Source organism: Streptomyces sp. NPDC002156, assembly GCF_053593675.1.
The window spans coordinates 1-22,656 of sequence record NZ_JBSFDA010000165.1; the positions used below are offsets into that span (position 1 = coordinate 1).

Here is a 22,656-nt window from a genome sequence, read left to right on the forward strand (position 1 = left end):
GGGGGTCACCGGGTGGGGGGGGGGGGCACGGCCCTCAGCGGCAGGTCCCGACCACACACTCAGGTCAGGCCAGGCTCTCGACGGTGGTGCGAACCTTGGCGATGATGTCGGCCGGGATCGGGGCGTAGTCGATACCGCTCAGGATGCCCTGGCCCTCTTCGCTGGTGATGTAGCGGAGGAAGGCCTTGGTGGCGGGCAGGGTGTCCGCCTTGTTGCCCTTGTCGCAGATGATCTCGTACGTCACCAGGGTGATCGGGTACGCGCCGTCCGCCGTGGTCTTGTAGTCGAGCTTCAGCGAGTAGTCGTTGCCGGTGCCGACGACCTGGGCGGCGGCGATGGCCTTGGTGGCACCGTCGGAGGTGGGCTTGACCGGGGCGCTGGCGCCCGTGTCGATGGCCACCGTGGACAGCTCCTTGGCGTACGACTGCTCCATGTAACCGATCGCGCCCTCGGTCTGCTTGACCCCCGCCGCGATGCCGGAGGAACCGGAGGCCGCCTGGCCGCCCTCGGCCTGCCAGGCCTTGCCGCCCTCGTACTTCCAGTTCTCGGGGGTGGTGGCGATCAGGTACTTGGTGAGGTTGTCCGTGGTGCCGGACTCCTCGGAGCGGTGGAAGGGCTGGATCTTGGTGCTCGGCAGCGTCGCGTCCGGGTTCAGCGCCTTGATGGCGGCGTCGTCCCAGTTCTTGATCTTGCTGTCGAAGATCTTCGCGAGGGTGGGCGCGTCCAGGACCAGGTTGTCGACACCCGGGAGGTTGTAGGCGAGCGCGATGGCGCCGCCGACGGCCGGGAGGTCGATGGCGGTGCCGCCGGTGCAGACCGACTTCGACTCGGTGACCTCTTCGGGCTTCAGCGCGGAGTCGGAGCCGGCGAAGGCGACCGTGCCCTGCGTGAACGCGGTGACACCGGCGCCGGAGCCGCCGCCCTTGTAGTTGATCTGCACGCCGGTGCAGGCAGCGGTGAAGTTCTTCACCCAGGCGTCGATCGCGTTCTTCTGCGCGGAGGAGCCGTCGGCGAGCAGCTGGCCCTTGGCGTCGTCGCACTTGATGGTGCTGTTGGCGTTCGTGGTGGCGCTGCCCGTGGCGTCCGTACCGCCGCCGGTGTCGTCGGAGCCGCACGCCGTGAGGGCCAGGGCGCCGGAGACGGCGAGAGCACCGAGGGTGAGGGCCCGCCGGTTCATGCGCTGAAGCTTCACTTTCGGGTGTTCCTTCCAGGAGCCGCCGTCCTGAAATTCCGGCGGCGTGCGAGGTAACGAAGAATGGGCGGCACACAGGCGTCCAAGAGACACACCGAGCACCGGGTAGGGCCGAAATTAGGCAGATCAGGTGAAGCCACCTACGGGCGCAGGTAAACGGAGGGTGAACCCCTGCGGTCGGTGCGGTGAGGTCACGGAATGCTCACGGGGAGAACACGTGTGGGTCCCGACCGGAGGAACGCCCCCGACGGGCCGACTCGTGCGGTACAAGCCCCGGAAGCCGGACGGAAACCTGACGGAACCCATCCTTCCACTTCCTCCCGTGAACACGTCCGATGATGGAACCCACGATCCATGGAACCCGTCTCGTTCGACGGGAGCCAACGCGGGCTCAAACGGAGGAACCGAAGAAACCGAGGAGCACCATGCAGCGGCGTACGTTCATGGGAGGCGGCGTGGCCGCCCTGGCCGCGGTGACGACGACGGCGTGCACGGGCGCGAAGGGCGACACGGGCGCGCAGGCGGACACGGGAGGCGCGACCCGCACGACGACAACGCCCCTCACCTCCACGAGCGCCTCGGCCCCCGCCAACTGGACGGCCCTCGGCCGCGACCTCGACGGCCCGCTCGTCCGCCCCGGTGACGCCTCCTGGGCAGCGGCCCGGCAGCTCTACAACACCCGCTTCGACGGACTGAAACCAGCCGCGGTGGCGTACGTCTCCCACGCGGACGACATCCGTACGGCGCTGTCGTACGCCCGCGCCCACTCGGTCCCCGTGGCGATCCGCAACGGCGGCCACTCGTACGCGGGTTGGTCCTCGGGCAACGGCCGCCTGATCATCGACGTATCAAAACTGAACCGCGTCCGCGCGTCCGGCGGCACAGCGGTAGTAGGGGCGGGCTCGAAACTGATCGACGTCTACCGCGCCCTGACGGCGAAGGGCGTCACGATCCCGGCGGGCTCGTGCCCGACGGTCGGGGTCTCGGGCCTGACGCTGGGCGGCGGCCACGGAGTGGTGTCGAGGGCGTACGGCCTGACCTGCGACAGCCTGACCCAGGCGACGCTGATCACGGCGGACGGCCGCGAACTGACGGCGAACGCCACAACGAACAAGGACCTCTTCTGGGCCCTCCGAGGCGCCGGCAACGGCAACTTCGGCGTGGTCACGGAACTCCACTTCCGCACCCACCCGGCACCGCAGGCGGTGTCGGCGTACATGTCCTGGCCGTGGCGGAAGGCGGCGGCGGTGATGAAGGCCTGGCAGGAGTGGGGCCCGACCCAGCCGGACGAGATCTGGTCGTCCCTGCACGTGGCCAACACGGCCGGCGGCACCCCGACGATCTCGATCACGGCGTTCTCGCTGGGCGGCTACACGGACCTGCAGAACGCGGTGGACCGCCTGGCGGACAGAATCGGTTCTCCGGCCGCGAGCGTCTCCCTGAAGCGCCGCTCGTACGAGGAGTCGATGGAGGTGTACGCGGGCTGCTCGTCCTTCGCGACGAACGCGCAGTGCCACCTCCCCGGCTCAACCCCGGGCCGCTCCCCGCAGGGCGCCCTGGGCCGGGAAACGTACGCGGCCCGCTCGGACTTCTACGACCGCTCACTGTCTGCCACGGGCATCCAGACCCTCCTCGCCGAGATGACATCGGTGCGGGGCGGCTCGGGCAGCATCGCGTTCACGGCACTGGGCGGCGCGGTGAACCGGGTCTCCCCGACGGCGACGGCATTCGTCCACCGCCGCTCCAGGATGCTGGCCCAGTACATCGTGTCCTGGCGCGCGGGCACGACAGGCAGCACAGCCCAGTCCTGGCTGACGAAGGCCCACCAGTCGATGTCCCCGTACGCCTCGGGCGCCGCCTACCAGAACTACACGGACCCCACCCTGAAGAACTGGCGCAAGGCGTACTACGGGGACGCGGCGACCCGCCTCCAGAAACTGAAGCACCAGTACGACCCGGACCGCGTGTTCACGTACCCGCAGGCCCTGTAGGGGCTACGCGGTCGACCCGAAGTCCTGGGTCCAGTAATAACCCGGCTGCGCCAGGCCGATGCCAATCTCCTTGAAGCCGCAGTTGAGGATGTTGGCCTTGTGACCGGCGCTGTTCATCCAGCCGTCCATGACGCTCTCGGGAGAGGTGTAGCCGGCGGCGACGTTCTCGCCCGCCGACCTGAACGCGTAGCCGACCCGGGAGAGCCGGTCGCTCATGGACGAACCGTCGGAGCCGGTGTGCGACATGTTCTGGTGATCGGCCATGTCCTGGCTGTGGTCCTGAGCGGCCTTGGTGAGTTTGGCGTTCTCGGTCAGCGGTGCACAACCCGCCTTCGCGCGTTCGGCGTTGACCAGAACCAGCACACGATCCGTGGGACCGGACTCCGCACTGGCGGAGGCGCTGGGAGTACTGCTGGTGCTCGTGGCCTCCGGAGTGCTCGACGGGGAGCTGGACTCCAGCGTGCCGGCGGTGGGCGTGACGGTCGGGCTGCTGGACGCCGAAGGCGACGCGCTCGGGGAGGCGCTGGCGGGAGAGGCGCTCGGGGTGCCGGACGAAGTGGCAGAGGCGGGGCCGGCCGAGGCGGAGACCGACGCGGAGGCGGACGCGACAGGCGACCGTGAGGGCTTCGGACGGGCCACCGGATCCGACGTGCCCCAACCCCACCAGGAGAACGAGACGACGCTCCAGCCGCCCAGCCCGTTGCCGCTCGCCTGGGCGGCCGAGGGAATGCCCACGGCTCCGACCGCCACGACGACAGCTGCGGCACCGGCCATTTTCCGGCGCTTCGATTTCGGGTGCTTCGATTCCTGGCGTTTCGATTTCAGGCGGTGCTTGGTCATACCTGGCCTCATTCACTGGTCGCGAGCCCGGTCATTATGGGGATCGCCGGGCACCCCGGGCAACGAACACCCGCGCCGCCGACCCCAGAACACAAGGCTGTGCGAATCCGGCCGTCTTCACACTCCCTCGAACACCCGCACACACTTGTGACCAGGCCGAAGACGCTTCCCCGCAGCCGCGCCCACCGGCCTGAAGGATCAGTGGAATTACCCCATCTGCGGCAACAAGCACCCGATTGGCCTTCAAAAGAACATAATTACGGCCTTCGGCAATCAGCCGATCAACGCCATCACACACAATTCCGGCGTGACGCACATCACTTCAATTCGAGGTGTACGGAATTACACCGCTCCCACGAGCTTCGAATCATCGGCCTCACGGCGGCAACCTGACAGCGACGGGCGGCAACTGAAGGAGGGGAAGTCCGTCACAACGATTGACCCCGGCCTCACGCGGCTCTACGTTACCCACGCCTCCCCAGTTTGAATCGATTCAACCATTCCGTGCAAGTCGCGAGTGAGGAGTCGTAATGATCAGCAGGAGGAACATTCTCGTGGCCGCGACCGCCACGGTCGCGGCGGCAACCGTCGACGGCGGACCCGCGACGGCCGCGCCGGCGCCCGGCACCACGACCGCACCGGCGTCCGGACAGGCTCGCGTTCGCGTCACCGCCCCGACCGTGGAGTACGTCCGCCACCCCCTAGGCCTCGACGCCCAACACCCGCGACTGAGCTGGCCGTTGACTTCCAAGAAGACCGGCGTGGCGCAGAGCGCGTACCAGATCCGGGTGGCCACAAGCCCCCGACTCCTCTCCCACTCCGACGTCTGGGACAGCGGAAAGGTCACGTCCACCGAGTCCGCCCTCGTCCCCTACGCGGGCCCCGCACTCGCACCACGGACGCGCTACCACTGGTCCGTACGCGTCTGGGACACCGACGGACAGGTCTCCGGCTGGAGCGCGCCCTCCTGGTGGGAGACCGGGCTCATGGACACCGGCCAGTGGACCGCCGACTGGATCTCCGCACCGGCGGACCTCACGGACGCGCCGTCCTTCGAGGGCGGTTCCTGGATCTGGTTCCCCGAGGGCGACCCGACCAACAGCGTCCCGGCGGCGACCCGTTGGTTCCGCGGCAGGGCCCAACTCCCCGACGGGGTCGCGTCGGCGACCCTCGCCATCACCGCCGACAACGTGTACGCCGTCTCCGTGAACGGCGTCGAGGTGGCCCACACGGACCTCGACACGGACCACGAGGACTGGCGCCGCCCGGCCGTGATCGACGTACTGGACCAGGTGCGGGCCGGTGACAACGTTATCTCCGTCTCCGCCACCAACGCGACCGTGGGCCCGGCGGGGCTCATCGCGGTCCTCGTCGTCCGTACCGCCTCCGGTGAGCAGAAGGTGTTCACTGACGGCTCCTGGAAGGCCACGAACCAGGAACCCCCCGCGGACTGGCGCGAGTTCGGCTTCGACGACGGCGGCTGGCCGACGGCCAGGGTGGCTGCCGCGTGGGGCGGCGGGCCGTGGGGAAGGGTCGTCCCGGTCTCGTACGCCGTCACCCAACTGCGGCACGAATTCCGCCTCCCGCGCCGAAAGGTGGCACGCGCGCGCCTCTACGCCACGGCACTCGGCCTGTACGAGGCCCACCTCAACGGCAGCAGAGTGGGCACCGACGAGCTCGCCCCCGGCTGGACGGACTACCGCACCCGCGTCCAGTACCAGACGTACGACGTCACCACGCTCCTCCGCCCAGGCGCCAACGCCATCGGCGCCTACCTGGCACCCGGCTGGTACGCCGGCAACGTAGGCATGTTCGGCCCAGGCCAGTACGGCCAACACCCGTCCCTCCTCGCGCAATTGGAGGTGGAGTACGCGGACGGCACGACGGAGCGCATCACATCGGGCACCGACTGGCGGGCGACCACCGGCCCGATCGTCGCCGCCGACCTCCTGAACGGCGAGACGTACGACGCCCGCAAGGAGACCCCCGGCTGGACCTCGCCCGGCTTCGACGACGGGAGTTGGCTCGGTGTACGCGATGCAGGGGACGTCGGCCCCGGCCTGATCGTCGCGCAGGTGGACGGCCCGGTACGCGTGGAACAAGAACTGACGCCACAACAGATCACCCAACCCAAGCCCGGCGTCTACGTGTTCGACCTCGGCCAGAACATGGTCGGCTCGGTACGCCTGCGTGTGTCGGGCGACGCGGGGACGACGGTCCGCCTCAGACACGCCGAGGTGCTCAACCCCGACGGCACCCTCTACACCGCGAACCTGCGAAGCGCGGCGGCGACGGACACGTACACCCTGAAAGGGCAGGGGAAGCAGGAGATCTACGAACCCCGCTTCACCTTCCACGGATTCCGCTACGTAGAGGTGACCGGTCTCCCGGGCTCGCCCACCGCCAAGGCGGTCACCGGCCGGGTCATGCACACCTCGGCCCCCCTCACCCTCGACTTCGAGACCGACGTACCGATGCTCAACCAGCTGCACCACAACATCACTTGGGGCCAGCGCGGCAACTTCCTCTCCGTCCCGACGGACACACCCGCGCGCGACGAGCGCCTGGGCTGGACGGGAGACATCAACGTCTTCGCGCCCACGGCCGCGTACACGATGGAGTCGGCCCGCTTCCTGTCCAAGTGGCTCGTCGACCTCCGGGACTCCCGGACCGCGGAGGGCGCGTTCACGGACGTGGCGCCGGTGGTCGGCACCCTGGGCGACGGCACGGCCGGCTGGGGCGACGCGGGCGTCACGGTCCCGTGGGCCCTCTACCAGGCATACGGCGACCGCCAGACCCTGACGGACGCCTGGCCATCGGTCCAAGCCTGGCTGACGTACCTGGAGCGGAACAGCGACCGTCTACTCCGCCCCGCACAGGGATACGGCGACTGGCTGAACGTCGACGACGAGACCCCCAAGGACGTCATCGCGACCGCGTACTTCGCCCACAGCGCCGACCTGGCGGCCCGCATAGCAAGGGAGTTGGGCGAGGACGCCACCCCGTACAGCGACCTCTTCACCCGCATACGCACGGCCTTCCAGAACGCCTACGTCACGCCCGACGCCCGCATCAAGGGCGACACACAGACGGCGTACGTCCTGGCCCTGTCGATGGACCTACTGCCGGAGGCGCTACGAACAACCGCGGCAGACCGGCTGGTCGCTCTCCTCAGGGCCAAGGACTGGCACCTGTCGACGGGCTTCCTGGGCACTCCCCGCCTCCTACCCGTCCTCACGGACACGGGCCACACCGACATCGCCTACCGCCTGCTGGAGCAACGCTCCTTCCCCAGCTGGGGCTACCAGATCGACCGGGGCGCGACCACGATGTGGGAACGCTGGGACTCCATCCGCCCCGACGGCAGCTTCCAGACCCCGGACATGAACTCCTTCAACCACTACGCCTACGGCTCGGTCGGCGAATGGATGTACACGAACATCGCCGGCATCGCGCCAGGCCGCCCGGGTTACCGCGAAATCATCATCCGCCCCCGCCCCGGCGGAACGGTAACCACCGCCCGAGCCACGTTCACGTCGCCCTACGGCCCCGTCTCCACCCACTGGCGCCAACGGCCCGACCACTTCACCCTGACGTGCAAGGTGCCCCCCAACACGACCGCCGAGGTATGGATCCCCACGCCCACCCCAAAGACGATCACCCACACACAAGGAACGTTCCTACGCCAGGAGGAGGGCTGCGCGATCTACCGGGTGGGCTCCGGCACCCACCGCTTCACCACCTGATCAGACGGGTACGCGCACTGATTTTCAGCCCGTCCGGCGTTTGAGAACGAGGCCGGCACCATCCAGCCCGTCCGGCGTTTGAGGACGAGCGCGTTCAGCGCGAAAGGGGGGTCTGGGGGCGCAGCCCCCAGGGATGGGACGGGTAGGGGCGGAGGGGGCGAGAAACCCGGCGGCTACGCCGCCAAATCCCGCTCCCCAGCCCCGGCCCCGGCCCCCGCCTCCGAGTCGGCCCCCGCCCGAGCCCCCGGCACCACAGCCCCCCGCCCCGCACCCGAACCAGCCCCAGACCCAGCCCCCCGAGCCCGAATCAACACCCCACCCCACCCAGACCCCTCAACAGCCCGAGTAACCGGAGTAAGCAAAGCCATAGCCACCGGCGACAGCAACAACGCAACCGCGGTCCCCAGCGCGAACCCACCCACCACATCCGTCGGGTAGTGCACCCCCATGTACACCCGACAGAACCCCTCCACCAACGCGATCCCTATCCCCACCAGCCCGAACCGCCGGTTCGCCACGAACAGCCCGACCCCCATAGCCATGGTGATCGTCGCGTGATCGCTCACGAACGAGTAGTCGGTCTTCCCGGAGACCAGAACCTCAAGCCCCTGATGGTCCAGAAAAGGACGGGGCCGCTCCACGAACCCCCGTATGGGGATGTTCACGAGCACGGCGATCGCCGCGGCAAGCGGCGCCCAGATCAACGCGGCGACAGACACAGCCGCGTCATCCCCACCCCGCCGCCGCACACTCCACCAGCACCAGACCACCAGCACCACCATCGCGGCCAGCAGCCCGTACTCCCCCACGACCTCGACACCCCGGTCGAACCACCGAGGCGCGTCCTTGGCCAGGCCATTGATGTCATAGAGCAGGTCGACGTCGGGGTTCGACCCGGATTCGGCGAGTCCAGCCATGGTGCTGCGGCCCCTTCGTCGTCATCTCCAGAGCGCACTGGTTCGTGCGCCGTTCCTGCTCACCCGTGACGTAGAAACCCCCGCCCCGCCACCACCGCCTGACACGTGACATGACATGACACGAGCAAGCAGGAGCGACCGCCGACAGCGAATCCACTACTGGACCAGGAACGCACGGTCTCCGTTAATACGTTCCACTCTCCACCGAATGATCACGCAGACGTTATCGAAGAGAGACAGATACTCGCAGCTCAGGGGATGGTTTCACGCTGCGCTCACACCGCGGTGGGCAACGCTTTCGCGCCATCTTCGGTCACCCGGGTCGCCCCGAAGTAATCGGGGGTGTCGATCGGATCGAACCGAATGACCGCACCGGTCCGGGGGGCGTCAATCATGTAACCGCCACCCACATAAATCCCGACATGCCGGATGGCCCGCGAGTTGGTGAGGTCGTCGGAGAAGAACACGAGGTCACCCGGCAGCAGCTCGTCCCGCGAGGGATGCGGCCCGGCGTTGTACTGATCGTTCGCCACCCTCGGCAGCGTGACCCCCACACTCTCGTACGCGGCCTGCGTGAGCCCGGAGCAGTCGAAGCGTCCGCCCTGCTCAGCGGTACCGGTGCCGCCCCAGAGATAGGGCGTGCCGAGCTTCCCCTGGGCGTAGGTGATCGCGGCGGCGGCCTGCTCGGAGGGGTCGACGCGCCCCACAGGAGCCGCAAAGCTGGCCTGCAGCGTGGTGATGGTCTTCACATAGTTCTGGGTCTCCGCATACGGCGGCACACCCCCGTATTTGATGACGGCGTACGCCCCCGCGTTGTAAGCGGCGAGCATGTTGTGCGTCGGGTCCCCGGGGGCGTCCTTCACGTACGAGGCGAGCTCGCAGTCGTACGAAGCGGCCGACGGAATCGCGTCATTCGGATCCCACACATCCCGGTCGCCGTCACCGTCGCCGTCGATTCCGTGCGTGGCCCAGGTGCCGGGGATGAATTGCGCTATCCCTTCCGCCTTTGCCGGACTCTTCGCATTCGGATTGAATCCGCTCTCCTGGTACAGCTGTGCGGCGAGGAGCGCGGGATTGATGGCGGGGCACAGATTGCCCCACTTCTGTACGAGTGCCGAATACGCGGCCGGCACGGCCCCCTTGGCGAGCGCGACGCTCCCACTGCCGACCCCACCGGCGACGTTCCCGGCGACAAGGTAGACGCCCACGACGAGCAGCATCACGAAGCTGAGGGCGCCCCCGACGGCGACACTCGCCACGATCCATGCCTTACGCACCGTCAACCGCCCCTCACCGCCCGGGATTACGCCCACGTCAGTGTAGAGGCGCTACCCACTCCTGTGGGTGATCATGACGATTCGCGCCGCCCATCACGAGGAGCCGCCGAACCGGGCGGCCTCCCGATACAAGGCGGCAGCCGCACTCCCCAGCACGGCGCTGTAGGACACATCATCAGTGGCCCCACCCTGCTCGAACCCCCCAAGCACCCCCACCACCTCCCCCTCCCCGTCCACCCAGGGACTCCCGCTGGTCCCGTCGGTGAAGTCGGGACACTCGATGCGCTGCTGCGTACGGCTGTGCACGGTAGGCCGGTTGGTACAGCTGACGGCCGCATCGAGCACATTGGGATAGCCGGTGACGACGACATCACTGCCCCCGGTGGCCCGCCCGGAGACAAAGACATTCGCCCCGACCACGTCCTCCAGTTCCCGCCCACCCTTGGAGGCATTCGGGGCGACGACGGCAAAGGCGAAGTCGCTGTCCTCGTCGGACCGATCGCTCCAGGCCCTCGGCACAAAGGTCTTGGCCACCCGCCACACCCCGTACGGCGCCCGGCCGTCCCGATACCCCGGCACGAAGACGACGTCGGTGTCCCCGTCCCCGCTCAGACAGTGCGCGGCGGTAAGAATCAGATCCCGCCCACCACTACGCACAACAGAAGCCGTACAGAAGTGCCCACCTTCCAGATCCCCGTTGAACAAGGCCCCCACCCGAGCACTGGGCGGCGGAACCGCACGGGCCACGGCGGCAACACGGGGAGAACCAGAGGCGGCGCTCCCGGGGGCGGCCCCGGAGACGGAGGTGAGGGCGAGCAGCGCGACGACGGAGAGCAGCGCGTACCGCCGGTTGCCAGGGGTCCGAGTGATCCGCTTCATCAGGGGCAACTCTGACGCGCGAAATCAAGAACGGGTACGGCTCCTCGCTGAGAATCTCGCGTGAAGCCGTAAAAAGGGTCACCCCCCGGACCTGCGGGTCGAACGCGGAGCCGCACCGTACACGGGAAAGCCGTCCGTCACGATCTCGATGCCGAACGGCTCGGGCAGCAGAACGGACTCCCCGAACTTGCCAGGCAGCACATCACGGTAGGCACCGTTGTCCGGACGGGTGTGCAGAGCCCAGGTGCCCTTCCTGGGATCGATGACAAAGAGAACAGGCACACGGGCTACGGCGTACCAGTCGGCCTTGTCCCTGATGTCCCGGGACTTCTCGGACTGCGAGATGACCTCGACGACCAGGGCGGCGTCCGCGACGTCGGCCAACCAGTCGTCGTCCTCCTCCCATTCGAGGGGCAGCACGATCAGGTCTGGCGTCGCGTAGTCGTCCGGATCCTCGGGCATGGCGATCGAGGACACCTCGTACACGTCCAGTCCGTCAGGCAGAGCCGCCGCCTCGAGCTGCCGGCGCAACTGCTTGACCACACCCGCGTGTTTTCCACGCGGAGTAAGGGACATCACGAGCTTTCCTCCCAAGATCTGCACGCGCAGACCTGTCGCGTCCTCGATCTTCTCGGCGATCTCGCGCAGATTCCCCGGCCGGGGTCGCGGATACATCCAGGCACCGGGCGACACGGACATGGCTCGCCGCCTCCGTCCCTCCACCTCTGCGGCTGCGCGAACGGAGTCGGTGGGAGGTCCGACATCCCGCTCGGCGTCGAATCCACCGTACTGTGCGCCCCCTTCCCCTGCCTCGGTCTCCGGGCCCGTACGTGTACACGTGATCGCCTTGCGTCGCTGTTCGAGCTGCGTCACACCGCCCCCTCCATCACACTCCGGCAATCCATAATCACTCTAGGTCACTCCACTGACACTCGACCCACAGCAACTTCCCACCCTTCGAGGCCCCCAGCTCCCGCAGCACGGACACACCCCACGAATCCGCACAGGCCCGCACGAGATGAAGCCCCCGCCCGCATTCACCACCCTCCTCACCACCCTCAAGGCCGACACATCCCCGTCGGCGGCAACCACCCCCGGAATCGAGGTCGCCCTCGGCGAAACCCCCGACGCCCCCGTCCACCTCCGCTCGACCGCCACCCCCGACATCGTCGTCACCACCGACCACGACAAGTGAAACGCCTTCGTCCTCGGCGTACGAGCGGGCGAGTTCGACCACTTCGTCTAGAGCCCCTCGGACCCGTCCAACTCCTCCCACACCCGAGCCCAGGTACGACTGTCCAGACTGTCGAGCGGACCAATACGGGAGAGCTCGACGCCGTCCCGCCCGAAAGCCACGACGACGGGCCGAGACCCGCGACTGACCTGGGGCCCCTTCCAGGCAGCGACGACCCTGCGCTGCCCCGAAGCCTCGAACCGGCGGTCGCCGACGAGGATGTGGCCGACATCCCGCCCGAGGTAGACCAGAACGCAGCCGATCCATGGCGCCGTCTCGATGGAGCGCGGCGGGTCAAGACGCCGGGCAAGGCTGAGCGTGCCCCCGCCGCCGCGTATCTCGATCACGTCGACATCAGCGTCGGCAGGACCGTCCACGGAACCACTGCTGCCCCCCGGATACCGCCACTGCCCGCCGTACCGCTCCAGGAACTCGATGTGTTCCCGCGCCACAGACTCCCGCGCCCCCGGCCGCCACACCATCCACACCGCCCCCACCCCGGCACCGGCATCGAGATCCGCCGACACCACCGTCAGCACCCGCCTCGGCATCCACCAGGGCTGCGCCTCACCCCCACCCAGCAACCTCCGCACCACCCCCGGCAACAAACGCACCACAACCCCCGCCTGAACCCCCGTCAAACCCCAGACCACCACACACCCCCCCACCCGGAACCCTGTGAACACCCCCACCCACCCCCATCCACAACCTGTGAACCACCTGTGCCCACAGTCAAGCCACCCCCACCCCCCACCCATCACCCCGTAAGTGATCAGTAACCCCCAACCCGCCTTCAGTCACGCGGAAGTCAGGATTCCGAAACCCATCTTGTTGTCACGTACCCAACAAGCCAATGTCATCGGCGGGCCGCCAACCCGCCGCCGGGGACACCGCACCGGCGGCAAGCACCACCACCCGCACCGCCCCTGACCACCCCCTCACCAGGAGGCTGTACGTTGCGTACGACACCCCCCAACAGCGAGTCCACGCACGGCAGATGGCGCCGCATAGGCACCGCGGCCGTCGCCACCGCCGCGCTCGCCCTCGCCGGACTCGGCACCGCGGCCCACGCCAGTGCGGCGCCCGCGCCCCAGAAGGTCACCGCCAAGACCATCGCCGCACAGGTCGCCAAGGCCCATGTGAGCTACACCAACCAGTGTGACGCGACCCCCGCCAAGGGCTTCGCCTCCTGCAACGCCCTGCGCGTCACCGGCGGCACCACCGCCTTCCAGGAGGAGCAGGCCGCGAAGAAGGGTCTGACGACCCCCGCGACCATCAAGCCCAACGCCGCCTCCGCCACCCCCACCGGCTACGGCCCCAGCGACCTCCAGGACGCCTACGGCCTGACCTCGGCCTCCGCCTCCAACGGCTCCGGCGAGACCATCGCGATCGTCGACGCGTACGACAACCCGTACGCCGAGTCGGACCTCGCCAAGTACCGCTCCTACTACGGCCTCTCCGCCTGCACCACGGCCAACGGCTGCTTCAAGAAGGTCAGCCAGACCGGCTCCACGACCTCCCTCCCCGCCACCGACTCGGGCTGGGCCGGTGAGATCTCGCTCGACCTCGACATGGCCAGCGCGATCTGCCCGAACTGCAACCTCCTGCTCGTCGAGGCCAAGTCCTCCTCCATGGCCAACCTCGGTACGGCCGTGAACCGCGCGGTCACCCTGGGCGCCAAGTTCGTCTCCAACAGCTACGGCGGCTCGGAGTCCTCCTCCGACACCTCGTACGACTCCTCGTACTTCAACCACCCGGGCGTAGCCATCACCGTCAGCTCCGGCGACGACGCGTACGGCACCGAGTACCCGGCAGCCTCCAAGTACGTGACGGCCGTCGGCGGCACCGCGCTCTCGACGTCCTCCAACAGCCGAGGCTGGACCGAGAAGGTCTGGTACCAGACGAACTCCGACGGCAGCGTCTCCGGCCCCGGCTCCGGCTGCTCCAGCTACGACGCCAAGCCGACCTGGCAGACCGACACGGGCTGCACCAAGCGCACCGTCGCCGACGTCTCGGCCGACGCCGCCCCGGCGACCGGCGTCTCCGTCTACGACACCTACAACGACGGCTGGGTCACCTTCGGCGGCACCAGTGCCTCCTCGCCGATCATCGCGAGCGTCTACGCCCTCGCCGGCACCCCCGGCAGCAGCGACTACCCCGCCTCGTACCCCTACGCGGCGGCCGGCACCTCGGCGCTGAACGACGTCACGTCCGGCAACAACGGCACCTGCTCCACGAGCTACTTCTGCACCGCCACGTCCGGCTACGACGGCCCGACCGGCTGGGGCACCCCGGAGGGCCTGGACGCCTTCACCGGCTGACCTGAACGATCAGATCCAGCCAATACACAAAACGCCACCGGAGGTCGTGGGGACCACCGGCGGGCACTGGGGAACGGGCCGCGGCTACCAGCCGCGGCCCGTCGCCATGTCCGAGGTCCGCGATAGCCTGGCCTACACCTGGAGACGGACCGTCAGAAACGGTCCGTGACCACCCTGGTGGCCAGGGGTGGACAACGACGGAACCACACCACAGGTTTCGCTCACACTTCATTGCCCGGCGTAACCAGCCGTGATACACAGAGTGACGATAAAGGTTTTCGTACGAAACCCGCCAATCAATGACTCCAAGTCGACATACGACAGTGTCATTGTCGGCGAGAATGGGCCTGACCTCTGCGCTGCGGCAGGGGGCGCGCGGAACTACCCGACAGGGGCGGTGACTTAGGTGACTTACAAGTGGCTTGCGGCCGAAAAGGGCGACATCAACACCATCATCGGCGGGATCGCTCCGGACTGGGGCCCCTTCGGCAGCCTGGGCACCGAAGCGAAGACGATGGTCCAGGTCGTGATGGCCGTGGCCATCCTGATGTGCCTCGGCATCGCGATCTGGGGTGCGGCGAAACAGCGCATCGGCGCGACAGCCCTGCGCGACACCTTCAGCGCGGAACAGGGCAAGGGCCTCATCATCGCGGGCCTGACGGGCGTGTTCATCATCGGCTCACTCGGCACCCTCTTCACCATCGTGTACGGCATGGCCGTGTAGCCGGCGCCACCCACGCGTGGCGCTTCTCCAGTCGGACCGCCGGGCGTACCCGGTTCTCCCCTCCCACCACCACCCACCCGTCGTGCCCACCGACTGAGGTTGCGTCTCCCTGATGTCGAGTCACCACACCGCGCCCGCGCGGGAACCAGCACGGCTACCGTCGTACTGTCACGTGTTCGTGTTCCCGTACACGTGGATTCGACACAAGGTCGAGGGGACGGACGCCGGATGAGTCTCGGTGACGGGCAGAGCCAGAGCAACGGCGATTCCGCGCGCCCCGACGACGGCGGGTACGGCGGCTCCGGCCAGACCCGGACCCGCTACCACGACCAGGGAAACGGCGGCCTCTACGGCGGCGCGCGCCGCCCCAAGTCGTCGCGGGGCATGGTGACGGCGGTCGGCGTGGTCGTCCTGCTGATCGCGGCGATCGCCTTCGCGAACCGTGGAGGAGACGATTCCTCTACCTCCTCGTCCTCCTCCACCGCGGGCAGCGGCTCCGGCAGCGCGAACCAGCCCGATACGGCGGCCACCGCGGCCTCCGGCGAGCAGCCGGTCACGAAGAAGGCGGCGGGCATCCCGTCCGGGTTCGCGCACGACCGACAGGGCGCCCAGTCCGCGGCGGCCAACTACGCGGTGTCCCTGGGCTCGACCGGCATGTTCCGCAAGGACAGCCGCGACAAGATCGTCGACGCCCTCTTCACCACCGAGGCCGCCGCCAAACTCAAGGCATCCCTGGACAAGGCCTACTCCGCGAGCCTCCTCGCCAGACTCGGCCTCGACGCGAACGGCAACGCCCCCGAGGGCAGCACGTTCGTCTCGCGCGTGACCCCGGTCGGCACGAAGACCGTGGCGTACGGCGACACCACCGCCACGGTCGAGGTCTGGTACGTCGGCCTGAGCGGCATCGCCGGGGAGACCTCCACCAGCCCGGTCACCTCGTCCTGGAACACCTGGACCTACGACATGCGTTGGTCGGGCGACGACTGGAAGGTCGTCTCCTACACGGAGAAGGACGGCCCCACCCCGGTCCCGGGTGACGACAGGGCCGCCGCCTCCGACGAGATCAGCAAGGCCATCGACGAGTACGGAGGGTTCACCTATGCCCGGTAACACGCCAGGTAGGCCCTACCTCGTACTCAAGCTCGCCGGCGCGGTGACAGCCGTACAGACGGCGGCCGTACTCCTGGCGTCCCAGGCGTACGCGGCCCCGACACCGTCCCCCTCGCCGTCGGCCTCGTCCACGGCCGGCAACCCTGACTGCGCGCTGCTCCCCGACGCGGCCAAGGAGGTCTGCGAAGGCCAGCAGGGCTCCGGCTCGGGATCGGTCACAAACCCCGCCTCCACCCTCGACCCGCTGTCCTCCCTCGCCAAGGGGTGTGCCGACGCCGCCTCCTGGACGGTCGACAAGCTCAGCGAGGCCGTGAAGGACACCGCCAACGTCGACTTCACCAACACCAAGTTCCTCCAGCAGTACGCGGTCGTGTTCGCCGCGTCCACCGTCCTGACCCTGGTGCTGTGGCTGCTCGCGGTCGCCAAGCGGGCCATGCGAGGCGTCCCCCTCACCACGGCCATCTCCGAGGCGATCGGCTTCCTCTGGCTGACCGTCCTGGCCTCCGCCTTCACGCCCCTCATCCTCTACACCGTCGTCTCGGCGACCGACGGCGTCACCGAGGTCCTCGCGAGCGCGACCGGCGACCAGACCGACACGTTCTTCGGCACCTTCTCCGGAGCCCTGGCCAAGGGCGAGGACATCGGCGGCGGCCCGATCATGCTGATCGTGGTCTCCATGGTGTCGATCCTCGCGGCCGGCGTCCTCTGGCTGGAACTGGTCATCCGGGCCGCCCTGCTGTACGTCGGCGCCCTGCTCGGCACAGTCGTGTACGCGGGGCTGGTCGACAAGAACCTGTGGGGGCACGTCCGCCGCTGGGCCGGCATCATGATCGCGGTCATCCTGGTCAAACCGGTGATCGCCATCGTGCTCGGCCTCGCGGGCGCGCTGGCCACGGACGACAACGGCCCGGACGCCTTCTCGGCTGTCGTCTCCGGCCTCTCCATCATCCTCCTCGCCATCTTCGCGAGCGCGATGATCTACCGCTTCGTCCCGGGCTTCGGCGACGAGGTCGCCAACTCCCGCAACAACCGCATCATGCAGGGCGCCGAGAGCAAGGCCGCCGCTGTCATCAGCTCCCCGGCGACCCTCGTCGCCCAGGGCATCAAGACCCACAGCAGCCGGGCGGACAACAACGGGGGCGGTGGAGGCGGCGGCCAGTCGTCCACCCCGCGCCCGGCCAACCCCGCGTCCGGCGGCGTGGCCGCGCACAGCTCACGGCCCTCGGGCGGCGGCGGATCTGTCCCCTCCGCCGCACCCCCGCCGCGCAGCGGCCCCGCCGGCAACAGCAACCGATCCAACCGCCCTGGAGGTGACGGGCGTTGACGACCGAGTCCCATGTGTCCCACGTGGTCTCGCCCCGCCGTACGTACCTGATCGGCCGCGCCCGGCCGAACGCGATCGTCGGCCGCAACCGCGAGTCCGGAGAGATCGCGCTCATCATCGTGGGCGCCTTCCTCGGCATGGTGTGCGGCCTGGTCGTCCCCGTGCTGGCCCTGCGCATCGTGCTGCTGACCGGCTTCCCGATGCTGGCACTCGCGGTGGTGTACGTCCCGTACAAGCGCCGCACGATCTACAAGTGGTTCGAGATCAACCGCAGTTACAAGCGATCGCTCCGCCAGGGCACGGCGTACCGCAGCTCCGTCATGGAGGCCGGCACCCAGATCGACGGCCGCGAGGTCGAGATCGGCCCGCCCCCGGGCATCGGCCGCATCAACTGGCTCGCGGCCCCGTTCGGCCCGGACGAGATCGCCGTACTCCTGCACGCGGACCGCCGTACGGTGACGGCGGCGATCGAGATCGAGGGCCCGGGCGTAGGCCTGCGCGACAGCGAGGACCAGGAAGCCCTCGTAGACCGCTTCGGCACCCTCCTGAAGCACGTGGCGAACGGCGACGGCTTCGTCACCCGCCTCCAGATGCTCGCCCGCACCCTCCCCGCCGACCCGGACGCCCACGCCAAGGACGTGTCCGTACGCGGCGACGAGAAGTCACCGCCGTGGCTGCAGCACTCGTACGAGCAGCTGCAGTCGATGGTGTCGACGAGCAGCGAGCAGCACCGCGCGTATCTGGTCGCCTGTATGCACTTCAACCGTGAACTGGCCGCCGAGGCCCACGCGATGGCCCGCGCCGCCCGCCCCCAGGGCGGCAAGAAGGTCGACCGCGACGCGGGCCTGGCGGTCGTCATGGCCCGCGAGCTGACGGACATCTGCTCCCGCCTCCAGGAGGCGGACATCCGCGTCCGCCAGCCCCTGGGCCAGGGCAGGCTGGCCTCCCTCATCCACTCCATGTACGACCCGGACCACCCGATCGACCACATCCAGGCGATGACGAAGCGCAACGCCTGGCCGGCCGAACTGGACGCCATGGAGGCGACGTACCTCCAGGCGAAGACCCGCGAGTCGTCGACCCGCGCCCCCTGGTGCCACTCCACGGCCTGGGTGAAGGAATGGCCGATGACCCCGGTGGGCGTCAACTTCCTGGCCCCGCTCCTGGTCCACACCCCGGACGTCATCCGCACGGTGGCGGTCACGATGGACCTGGAACCCACCGAGGTGGCCATCGAACGCATGCTGACGGAAAAGACGAACGACGACGCCGAGGCAAGCCGCGCCGCCAAGATGAACCGCACGGTCGACCCCCGCGACGTGGCCTCCCACAACCGCATCGACCAGCGCGGCGAGGACCTCGCGAGCGGCGCGGCCGGCGTGAACCTGGTCGGCTACATCACCGTCTCCTCCCGATCGCCCGAGGCCCTGGCGCGCGACAAGCGCACGATAAGGGCGTCGGCAGGCAAGTCGTACCTGAAGCTGGAGTGGTGCGACCGAGAGCACCACCGAGCGTTCGTCAACACACTCCCGTTCGCCACCGGAATCCGAAGGTAGGGCTGATGCGCTGATGCGGGACCCGCTGACCGCCCTCACCGACACCTTCACGTCCTTCCTCTTCGGCAAGATCGAGACGACCCGCCTGCCCGTCCGCACCTCCACGGGCCAGGCCCAGGCCGTCTACCTCCCCACCGCCGCCCCCGGCCTCGGCGACTCCGGCGTCATCATCGGCCGCGAGGTGTACTCCGGAAAGGGGTACATCTACGACCCCTTCCAGCTGTACGGCCAGCAACTCCCCGCCCCGCACTGGCTGGTGCTCGGCGAGTCCGGCAACGGCAAGTCGGCCCTGGAGAAGACGTACGTCCTACGCCAACTCCGCTTCCGGGACCGCCAGGTGGTCGTCCTGGACGCGCAGGGCGAGGACGGCGTCGGCGAATGGAACCTCATCGCGGAGGAGTTGGGGATAACTCCAGTCCGCCTGGACCCGATGGCCGCCCTGGACATGGGAATCCGCCTCAACCCGCTCGACCCCGCGATCACGACGACGGGCCAACTCGCCCTGCTCCGCACGATCATCGAAGTGGCGATGGGCCACGGCCTCGACGAACGCTCCGGCTTCGCGTTGAAGGTCGCGCACGCCTACGTCAACGAGACGATCGTCGAACGCCAGCCCGTCCTGACGGACATCGTCGAGCAACTCCGCCACCCCGAACCGGAGTCGGCGGAGGCGATGAACGTCGCCATAGACGACGTACGCGCCTGGGGTCTCGACGTGGCCCTGGTCATCGACCGCCTGGTCGACGGTGACCTGCGAGGCATGTTCGACGGCCCGACGACGGTCGGCATCGACCTGGACGCCCCGCTGATCGTCTTCGACCTGTCCCACATCGACCGCAACTCGATCGCGATGCCGATCCTGATGGCGATCATCGGTGTCTGGCTGGAGCACACCTGGATCCGCCCCGACCGGAAGAAGCGCATCTTCCTGGTCGAGGAGGCCTGGCACATCATCAGCAGCCCGTTCGTGGCCCAACTCTTCCAGCGCCTGCTGAAGTTCGGCCGCCGCCTGGGCCTGTCCTTCGTGGCGGTCGTCCACCACCTGAGCGACGTGGTCGACGGAGCCGCGGCGAAGGAAGCGTCGGCGATCCTGAAAATGGCGTCGACCCGAACGATCTACGCCCAGAAGGCCGACGAGGCAAGGGCAACAGGTCGGGTGATCGGCCTACCGCGCTGGGCGGTGGAGATCATCCCAACTCTCACCCCAGGCATCGCGGTCTGGGACGTCAACGGCAACGTCCAGGTCGTCAAACACCTGGTCACGGAGACGGAACGCGCCCTCGTCTTCACCGACCGGGCGATGACGGAGTCGTCCCGCGACCGCGACCTCCAGCTGACCGACGACGCCCTGAGAGCCGCGGAGTTGGAGGCGGAGGAACGCGCGGCGGCCTTCGTGGAACAGCACCTCAGCGACCTCGACGACTCCTCCGAGTCCACGGTGGCGTGAGAACGATGAGACCGGACGAACGCCAGAAGGGCGGACAGGCCGAACGCGGCGTCTCCGACGGCCTGTTGGTCGGCCTGATCGCCTTCCTCCTCGGCCTGACGGTACTGGTCTGGACGGCAACAGGCGTCGCGGGCTTCCTCTCCCACGCCGCCTGGCCCCAGGGCGTCACCTTCACCCGCACCCCGGCGGCACTACGCCACCTGATCACAGACCCACGTGACGTCCCGGGCGCCTGGCCGGAGACCCCGGCGGACCAGCTCTCGGGATGGGGCCTGTTCTGGGGCCTGTTCATCGGCCAGCTGATGGTCCTCTTCGTCCTCACGATCTTCGTACTGGGCACCCTGGCCCGCTGGAAGGCGGTACGGGCGGCGAGAAAGGTTCCAGTACAACGTACGGAGCCGCCGGTCGAGTTGGAGAAGGCGGTGGAGAAGGAGGCGGAGCCAGAGCAGGCGACAGAAAAGGCCCCGGAAGAAACTCCGCCGACCGAGACACCCTCAACGCCTGCCGTGGCAACGGACGTTGAACGGGTGGGCGTGCGGGAAACCATCTTCTACGGCGCCCAGGACACCCGCACCGCCCCCGCGACCCAAGCCATCCAGGACGCGGAGGGCCCCGCCCTCGTCCTCACCTCCAACCCCGCCCTCTGGCAGGAGACGAAGGACGCCCGAGCCAAGCTCGGCCCCACCCTCCTCTACGACCCCACGCATCTCTGCGACACCCCGGCCCGCCTCCACTGGCCCCCCACGACCGGCTGCGAGGACAGACCCACCGCGGCCGCAAGAGCGACCGCCCTCCTCACCCCGGTCCGCCCCACGGCAAAGATCGACCAGACAACCGCAGAGACCGCGGAAACACTCCTCCGCAGCTACCTGCACGCCGCCGCCATAGACGCCCGCACGATCCGCCACGTACACCGCTGGGCCCAGGGCACCAACGTCCAGGAAGCCGTACGCATCCTCCGCACCAACCCCAAGGCAGCCCCCGGCGCCGCCGGCGAACTCGAAGCCGCCCTCACCGCGCACCCCGAACGCCGGGACATCGCCCAGGAGTTGACGAGCCGAGCCCTCGCCGCGCTCTCCACGGTGAACATCCGCGAGGCGTGCACGGCGAACCGAAGTGACGCCCTCTCGCTGGATTCCTTCATCGCCGAAGGGGGCACGCTTTATGTGGTCGGTGAACCGATCGAGGACCCCAGGACGAACCCGGGCGCGATGCCCCTCCTGACGGCACTGGCCGCAAGCGTGGTCGAGCGCGGCCGGCGCATGGCCGAACGGTCATCCTCCGGTCGCCTCGACCCACCACTGACGCTCGTCCTGGACGACGTGGCAGCGGTCGCTCCCCTGCCCCAGCTCCCGGAACTGCTCACCACCGGAGCGGACCGGGGCATGCCGGCCCTGGCCCTGCTCCGCTCAAGAGAACAACTCCGAGCAAGATGGCCCCACCACGACCTACGGGTGTAGCTCGCGCTCCAGCACGAACTCGAGCTCGGAGTCGTCAGAGCCGCTCAGGGGCACGGTGACGCCGCTGGGTACGAACCCCACGCGCCGATAGAACCGCTGTGCCCGCGCGTTGTCCTGATGGACGATCAACCGCACCCGCTCGACGCCGGCGGCCTCCCAGGCCCACTCCAGGGCCGCGTCGAAGAGCACATCGGTCAGCCCGCACCCCCGGTGCTCGGGCAGCATGAACACCCCGACGATGTGCCCCTGCTTCTCCTCGACGAGGAGCCCGGCCCAGTCGACAGCCCCAGCCTCCTCGACAAGCACAACAAGTCCCCCGACCCACTCCCCGTCGGGACCCTCGGCGATGATCTGCTGAGCGCCGGTCTGCCCCTCGGCCCCGCGCTGAACCCGCTCCTGCCAGAAGGAGTCGGGCCGGCCCACGGCCTCCTCGTACGTCTCCAGGAAGGCGAGATGCGCGACGGGATCCTGCAAGGCAGCCAGCCGAAGCTCTTTGGCGGCACGCCACTCATCTGCCCGCACGGAGCGAATCACAAAGCTGCTCATGGGGATCACGGTAGTGCCCCGATGGCACCCCGGAAAAGCAGAAAAGCCCCGTACCGGTATCCCCGGTACGGGGCTTTTCGCAATATTTGTTC

Annotated in this window: 18 protein-coding genes; 10 read left to right on the top strand and 8 right to left on the bottom strand. The window is 68.6% G+C overall.

Annotated features, from left to right (window positions below; genetic code table 11):
• Positions 1-64: 64 nt before the first annotated feature.
• The gene (pstS, locus tag ACWCRB_RS40285) at positions 65-1,192 is read right to left on the bottom strand and encodes a phosphate ABC transporter substrate-binding protein PstS (RefSeq protein WP_451000806.1); all 1,128 of its coding nucleotides are present in this window, start codon (positions 1,190-1,192) and stop codon (positions 65-67) included.
• 425 nt (positions 1,193-1,617) lie between these two features.
• Here pstS and ACWCRB_RS40290 point away from each other — a divergent pair, with 425 nt between their 5' ends.
• Positions 1,618-3,183, top strand: coding sequence for an FAD-binding oxidoreductase (locus tag ACWCRB_RS40290; protein WP_451000807.1), 1,566 nt, complete (start codon positions 1,618-1,620; stop codon positions 3,181-3,183).
• Between the two features lie 3 nt (positions 3,184-3,186).
• Here the strand turns inward: ACWCRB_RS40290 and ACWCRB_RS40295 are convergent, their stop codons facing one another.
• Positions 3,187-3,957 (bottom strand): CAP domain-containing protein, encoded by a 771-nt coding sequence (locus ACWCRB_RS40295; protein ID WP_451000808.1) that lies wholly within the window; start codon positions 3,955-3,957, stop codon positions 3,187-3,189.
• Between the two features lie 596 nt (positions 3,958-4,553).
• Here ACWCRB_RS40295 and ACWCRB_RS40300 point away from each other — a divergent pair.
• Positions 4,554-7,769 (top strand): alpha-L-rhamnosidase, encoded by a 3,216-nt coding sequence (locus ACWCRB_RS40300; RefSeq protein ID WP_451000809.1) that lies wholly within the window; start codon positions 4,554-4,556, stop codon positions 7,767-7,769.
• Between the two features lie 173 nt (positions 7,770-7,942).
• On the opposite strand, the gene ACWCRB_RS40305 is transcribed toward ACWCRB_RS40300, so the two are convergent.
• From ACWCRB_RS40305 to ACWCRB_RS40320, 4 genes are all read right to left on the bottom strand, one after another.
• The gene (locus ACWCRB_RS40305) at positions 7,943-8,686 is read right to left on the bottom strand and encodes a phosphatase PAP2 family protein (protein WP_451000810.1); all 744 of its coding nucleotides are present in this window, start codon (positions 8,684-8,686) and stop codon (positions 7,943-7,945) included.
• A gap of 275 nt (positions 8,687-8,961) precedes the next feature.
• Complete coding sequence (locus ACWCRB_RS40310) at positions 8,962-9,969, bottom strand: C40 family peptidase (RefSeq protein ID WP_451000811.1); 1,008 nt, start codon at positions 9,967-9,969, stop codon at positions 8,962-8,964.
• Between the two features lie 87 nt (positions 9,970-10,056).
• Positions 10,057-10,842 (bottom strand): trypsin-like serine peptidase, encoded by a 786-nt coding sequence (locus ACWCRB_RS40315; RefSeq protein WP_451000812.1) that lies wholly within the window; start codon positions 10,840-10,842, stop codon positions 10,057-10,059.
• Between the two features lie 78 nt (positions 10,843-10,920).
• Positions 10,921-11,541, bottom strand: a complete 621-nt coding sequence (locus ACWCRB_RS40320; RefSeq protein WP_451000813.1) for a Uma2 family endonuclease — start codon at positions 11,539-11,541, stop codon at positions 10,921-10,923.
• Between the two features lie 319 nt (positions 11,542-11,860).
• Between ACWCRB_RS40320 and ACWCRB_RS40325 the strand changes: the two genes are divergently transcribed.
• Positions 11,861-12,037: a hypothetical protein gene (locus ACWCRB_RS40325; RefSeq protein WP_451000814.1), complete on the top strand. Its 177-nt coding sequence runs from the start codon at positions 11,861-11,863 to the stop codon at positions 12,035-12,037.
• A gap of 47 nt (positions 12,038-12,084) precedes the next feature.
• Here ACWCRB_RS40325 and ACWCRB_RS40330 read toward each other — a convergent pair whose 3' ends face one another.
• Positions 12,085-12,690, bottom strand: a complete 606-nt coding sequence (locus ACWCRB_RS40330) for a hypothetical protein (RefSeq protein WP_451000815.1) — start codon at positions 12,688-12,690, stop codon at positions 12,085-12,087.
• Between the two features lie 342 nt (positions 12,691-13,032).
• Here ACWCRB_RS40330 and ACWCRB_RS40335 point away from each other — a divergent pair, with 342 nt between their 5' ends.
• The 7 genes from ACWCRB_RS40335 to ACWCRB_RS40365 all read left to right on the top strand — a co-directional run bounded on the left by ACWCRB_RS40335 (position 13,033) and on the right by ACWCRB_RS40365 (position 22,018).
• Positions 13,033-14,397: a S53 family peptidase gene (locus tag ACWCRB_RS40335; RefSeq protein ID WP_451000816.1), complete on the top strand. Its 1,365-nt coding sequence runs from the start codon at positions 13,033-13,035 to the stop codon at positions 14,395-14,397.
• A 406-nt stretch (positions 14,398-14,803) separates the two neighbouring features.
• Positions 14,804-15,121, top strand: a complete 318-nt coding sequence (locus ACWCRB_RS40340; protein WP_235477065.1) for a hypothetical protein — start codon at positions 14,804-14,806, stop codon at positions 15,119-15,121.
• Between the two features lie 228 nt (positions 15,122-15,349).
• A complete protein-coding gene (locus tag ACWCRB_RS40345; RefSeq protein WP_451000817.1) occupies positions 15,350-16,231 on the top strand; it encodes a hypothetical protein in 882 nt (293 codons plus the stop codon).
• Positions 16,221-17,555, top strand: coding sequence for a hypothetical protein (locus tag ACWCRB_RS40350; RefSeq protein ID WP_451000818.1), 1,335 nt, complete (start codon positions 16,221-16,223; stop codon positions 17,553-17,555). The genes ACWCRB_RS40345 and ACWCRB_RS40350 overlap by 11 nt, the downstream gene beginning before the upstream one ends.
• Positions 17,552-19,111, top strand: coding sequence for an SCO6880 family protein (locus tag ACWCRB_RS40355; RefSeq protein WP_451000819.1), 1,560 nt, complete (start codon positions 17,552-17,554; stop codon positions 19,109-19,111). The genes ACWCRB_RS40350 and ACWCRB_RS40355 overlap by 4 nt, the downstream gene beginning before the upstream one ends.
• Before the next feature lie 13 nt (positions 19,112-19,124).
• Entirely contained in the window at positions 19,125-20,558 is a 1,434-nt protein-coding gene (locus ACWCRB_RS40360; protein WP_369037431.1) for an ATP-binding protein, read from the top strand.
• A 5-nt stretch (positions 20,559-20,563) separates the two neighbouring features.
• Positions 20,564-22,018, top strand: a complete 1,455-nt coding sequence (locus tag ACWCRB_RS40365; protein WP_451000820.1) for a type IV secretory system conjugative DNA transfer family protein — start codon at positions 20,564-20,566, stop codon at positions 22,016-22,018.
• Here the strand turns inward: ACWCRB_RS40365 and ACWCRB_RS40370 are convergent.
• A complete protein-coding gene (locus ACWCRB_RS40370; RefSeq protein ID WP_451000821.1) occupies positions 22,007-22,564 on the bottom strand; it encodes a GNAT family N-acetyltransferase in 558 nt (185 codons plus the stop codon). The two genes, ACWCRB_RS40365 and ACWCRB_RS40370, sit on opposite strands and share 12 nt — an antisense overlap.
• Positions 22,565-22,656: the final 92 nt, after the last annotated feature.

What these genes read in the sequence shown, in the direction of transcription:
- ACWCRB_RS40290 (WP_451000807.1), top strand. Translation starts at nt 1,618, where the DNA reads ATGCAGCGGCGTACGTTCATGGGAGGCGGCGTGGCCGCCCTGGCCGCG.
- ACWCRB_RS40295 (WP_451000808.1), bottom strand. Translation starts at nt 3,957, where the DNA reads ATGGCCGGTGCCGCAGCTGTCGTCGTGGCGGTCGGAGCCGTGGGCATT.
- ACWCRB_RS40300 (WP_451000809.1), top strand. Translation starts at nt 4,554, where the DNA reads ATGATCAGCAGGAGGAACATTCTCGTGGCCGCGACCGCCACGGTCGCG.
- ACWCRB_RS40305 (WP_451000810.1), bottom strand. Translation starts at nt 8,686, where the DNA reads ATGGCTGGACTCGCCGAATCCGGGTCGAACCCCGACGTCGACCTGCTC.
- ACWCRB_RS40315 (WP_451000812.1), bottom strand. Translation starts at nt 10,842, where the DNA reads ATGAAGCGGATCACTCGGACCCCTGGCAACCGGCGGTACGCGCTGCTC.
- ACWCRB_RS40320 (WP_451000813.1), bottom strand. Translation starts at nt 11,541, where the DNA reads ATGTCCGTGTCGCCCGGTGCCTGGATGTATCCGCGACCCCGGCCGGGG.
- ACWCRB_RS40325 (WP_451000814.1), top strand. Translation starts at nt 11,861, where the DNA reads ATGAAGCCCCCGCCCGCATTCACCACCCTCCTCACCACCCTCAAGGCC.
- ACWCRB_RS40345 (WP_451000817.1), top strand. Translation starts at nt 15,350, where the DNA reads ATGAGTCTCGGTGACGGGCAGAGCCAGAGCAACGGCGATTCCGCGCGC.
- ACWCRB_RS40350 (WP_451000818.1), top strand. Translation starts at nt 16,221, where the DNA reads ATGCCCGGTAACACGCCAGGTAGGCCCTACCTCGTACTCAAGCTCGCC.
- ACWCRB_RS40360 (WP_369037431.1), top strand. Translation starts at nt 19,125, where the DNA reads ATGCGGGACCCGCTGACCGCCCTCACCGACACCTTCACGTCCTTCCTC.
- ACWCRB_RS40365 (WP_451000820.1), top strand. Translation starts at nt 20,564, where the DNA reads ATGAGACCGGACGAACGCCAGAAGGGCGGACAGGCCGAACGCGGCGTC.
- ACWCRB_RS40370 (WP_451000821.1), bottom strand. Translation starts at nt 22,564, where the DNA reads ATGAGCAGCTTTGTGATTCGCTCCGTGCGGGCAGATGAGTGGCGTGCC.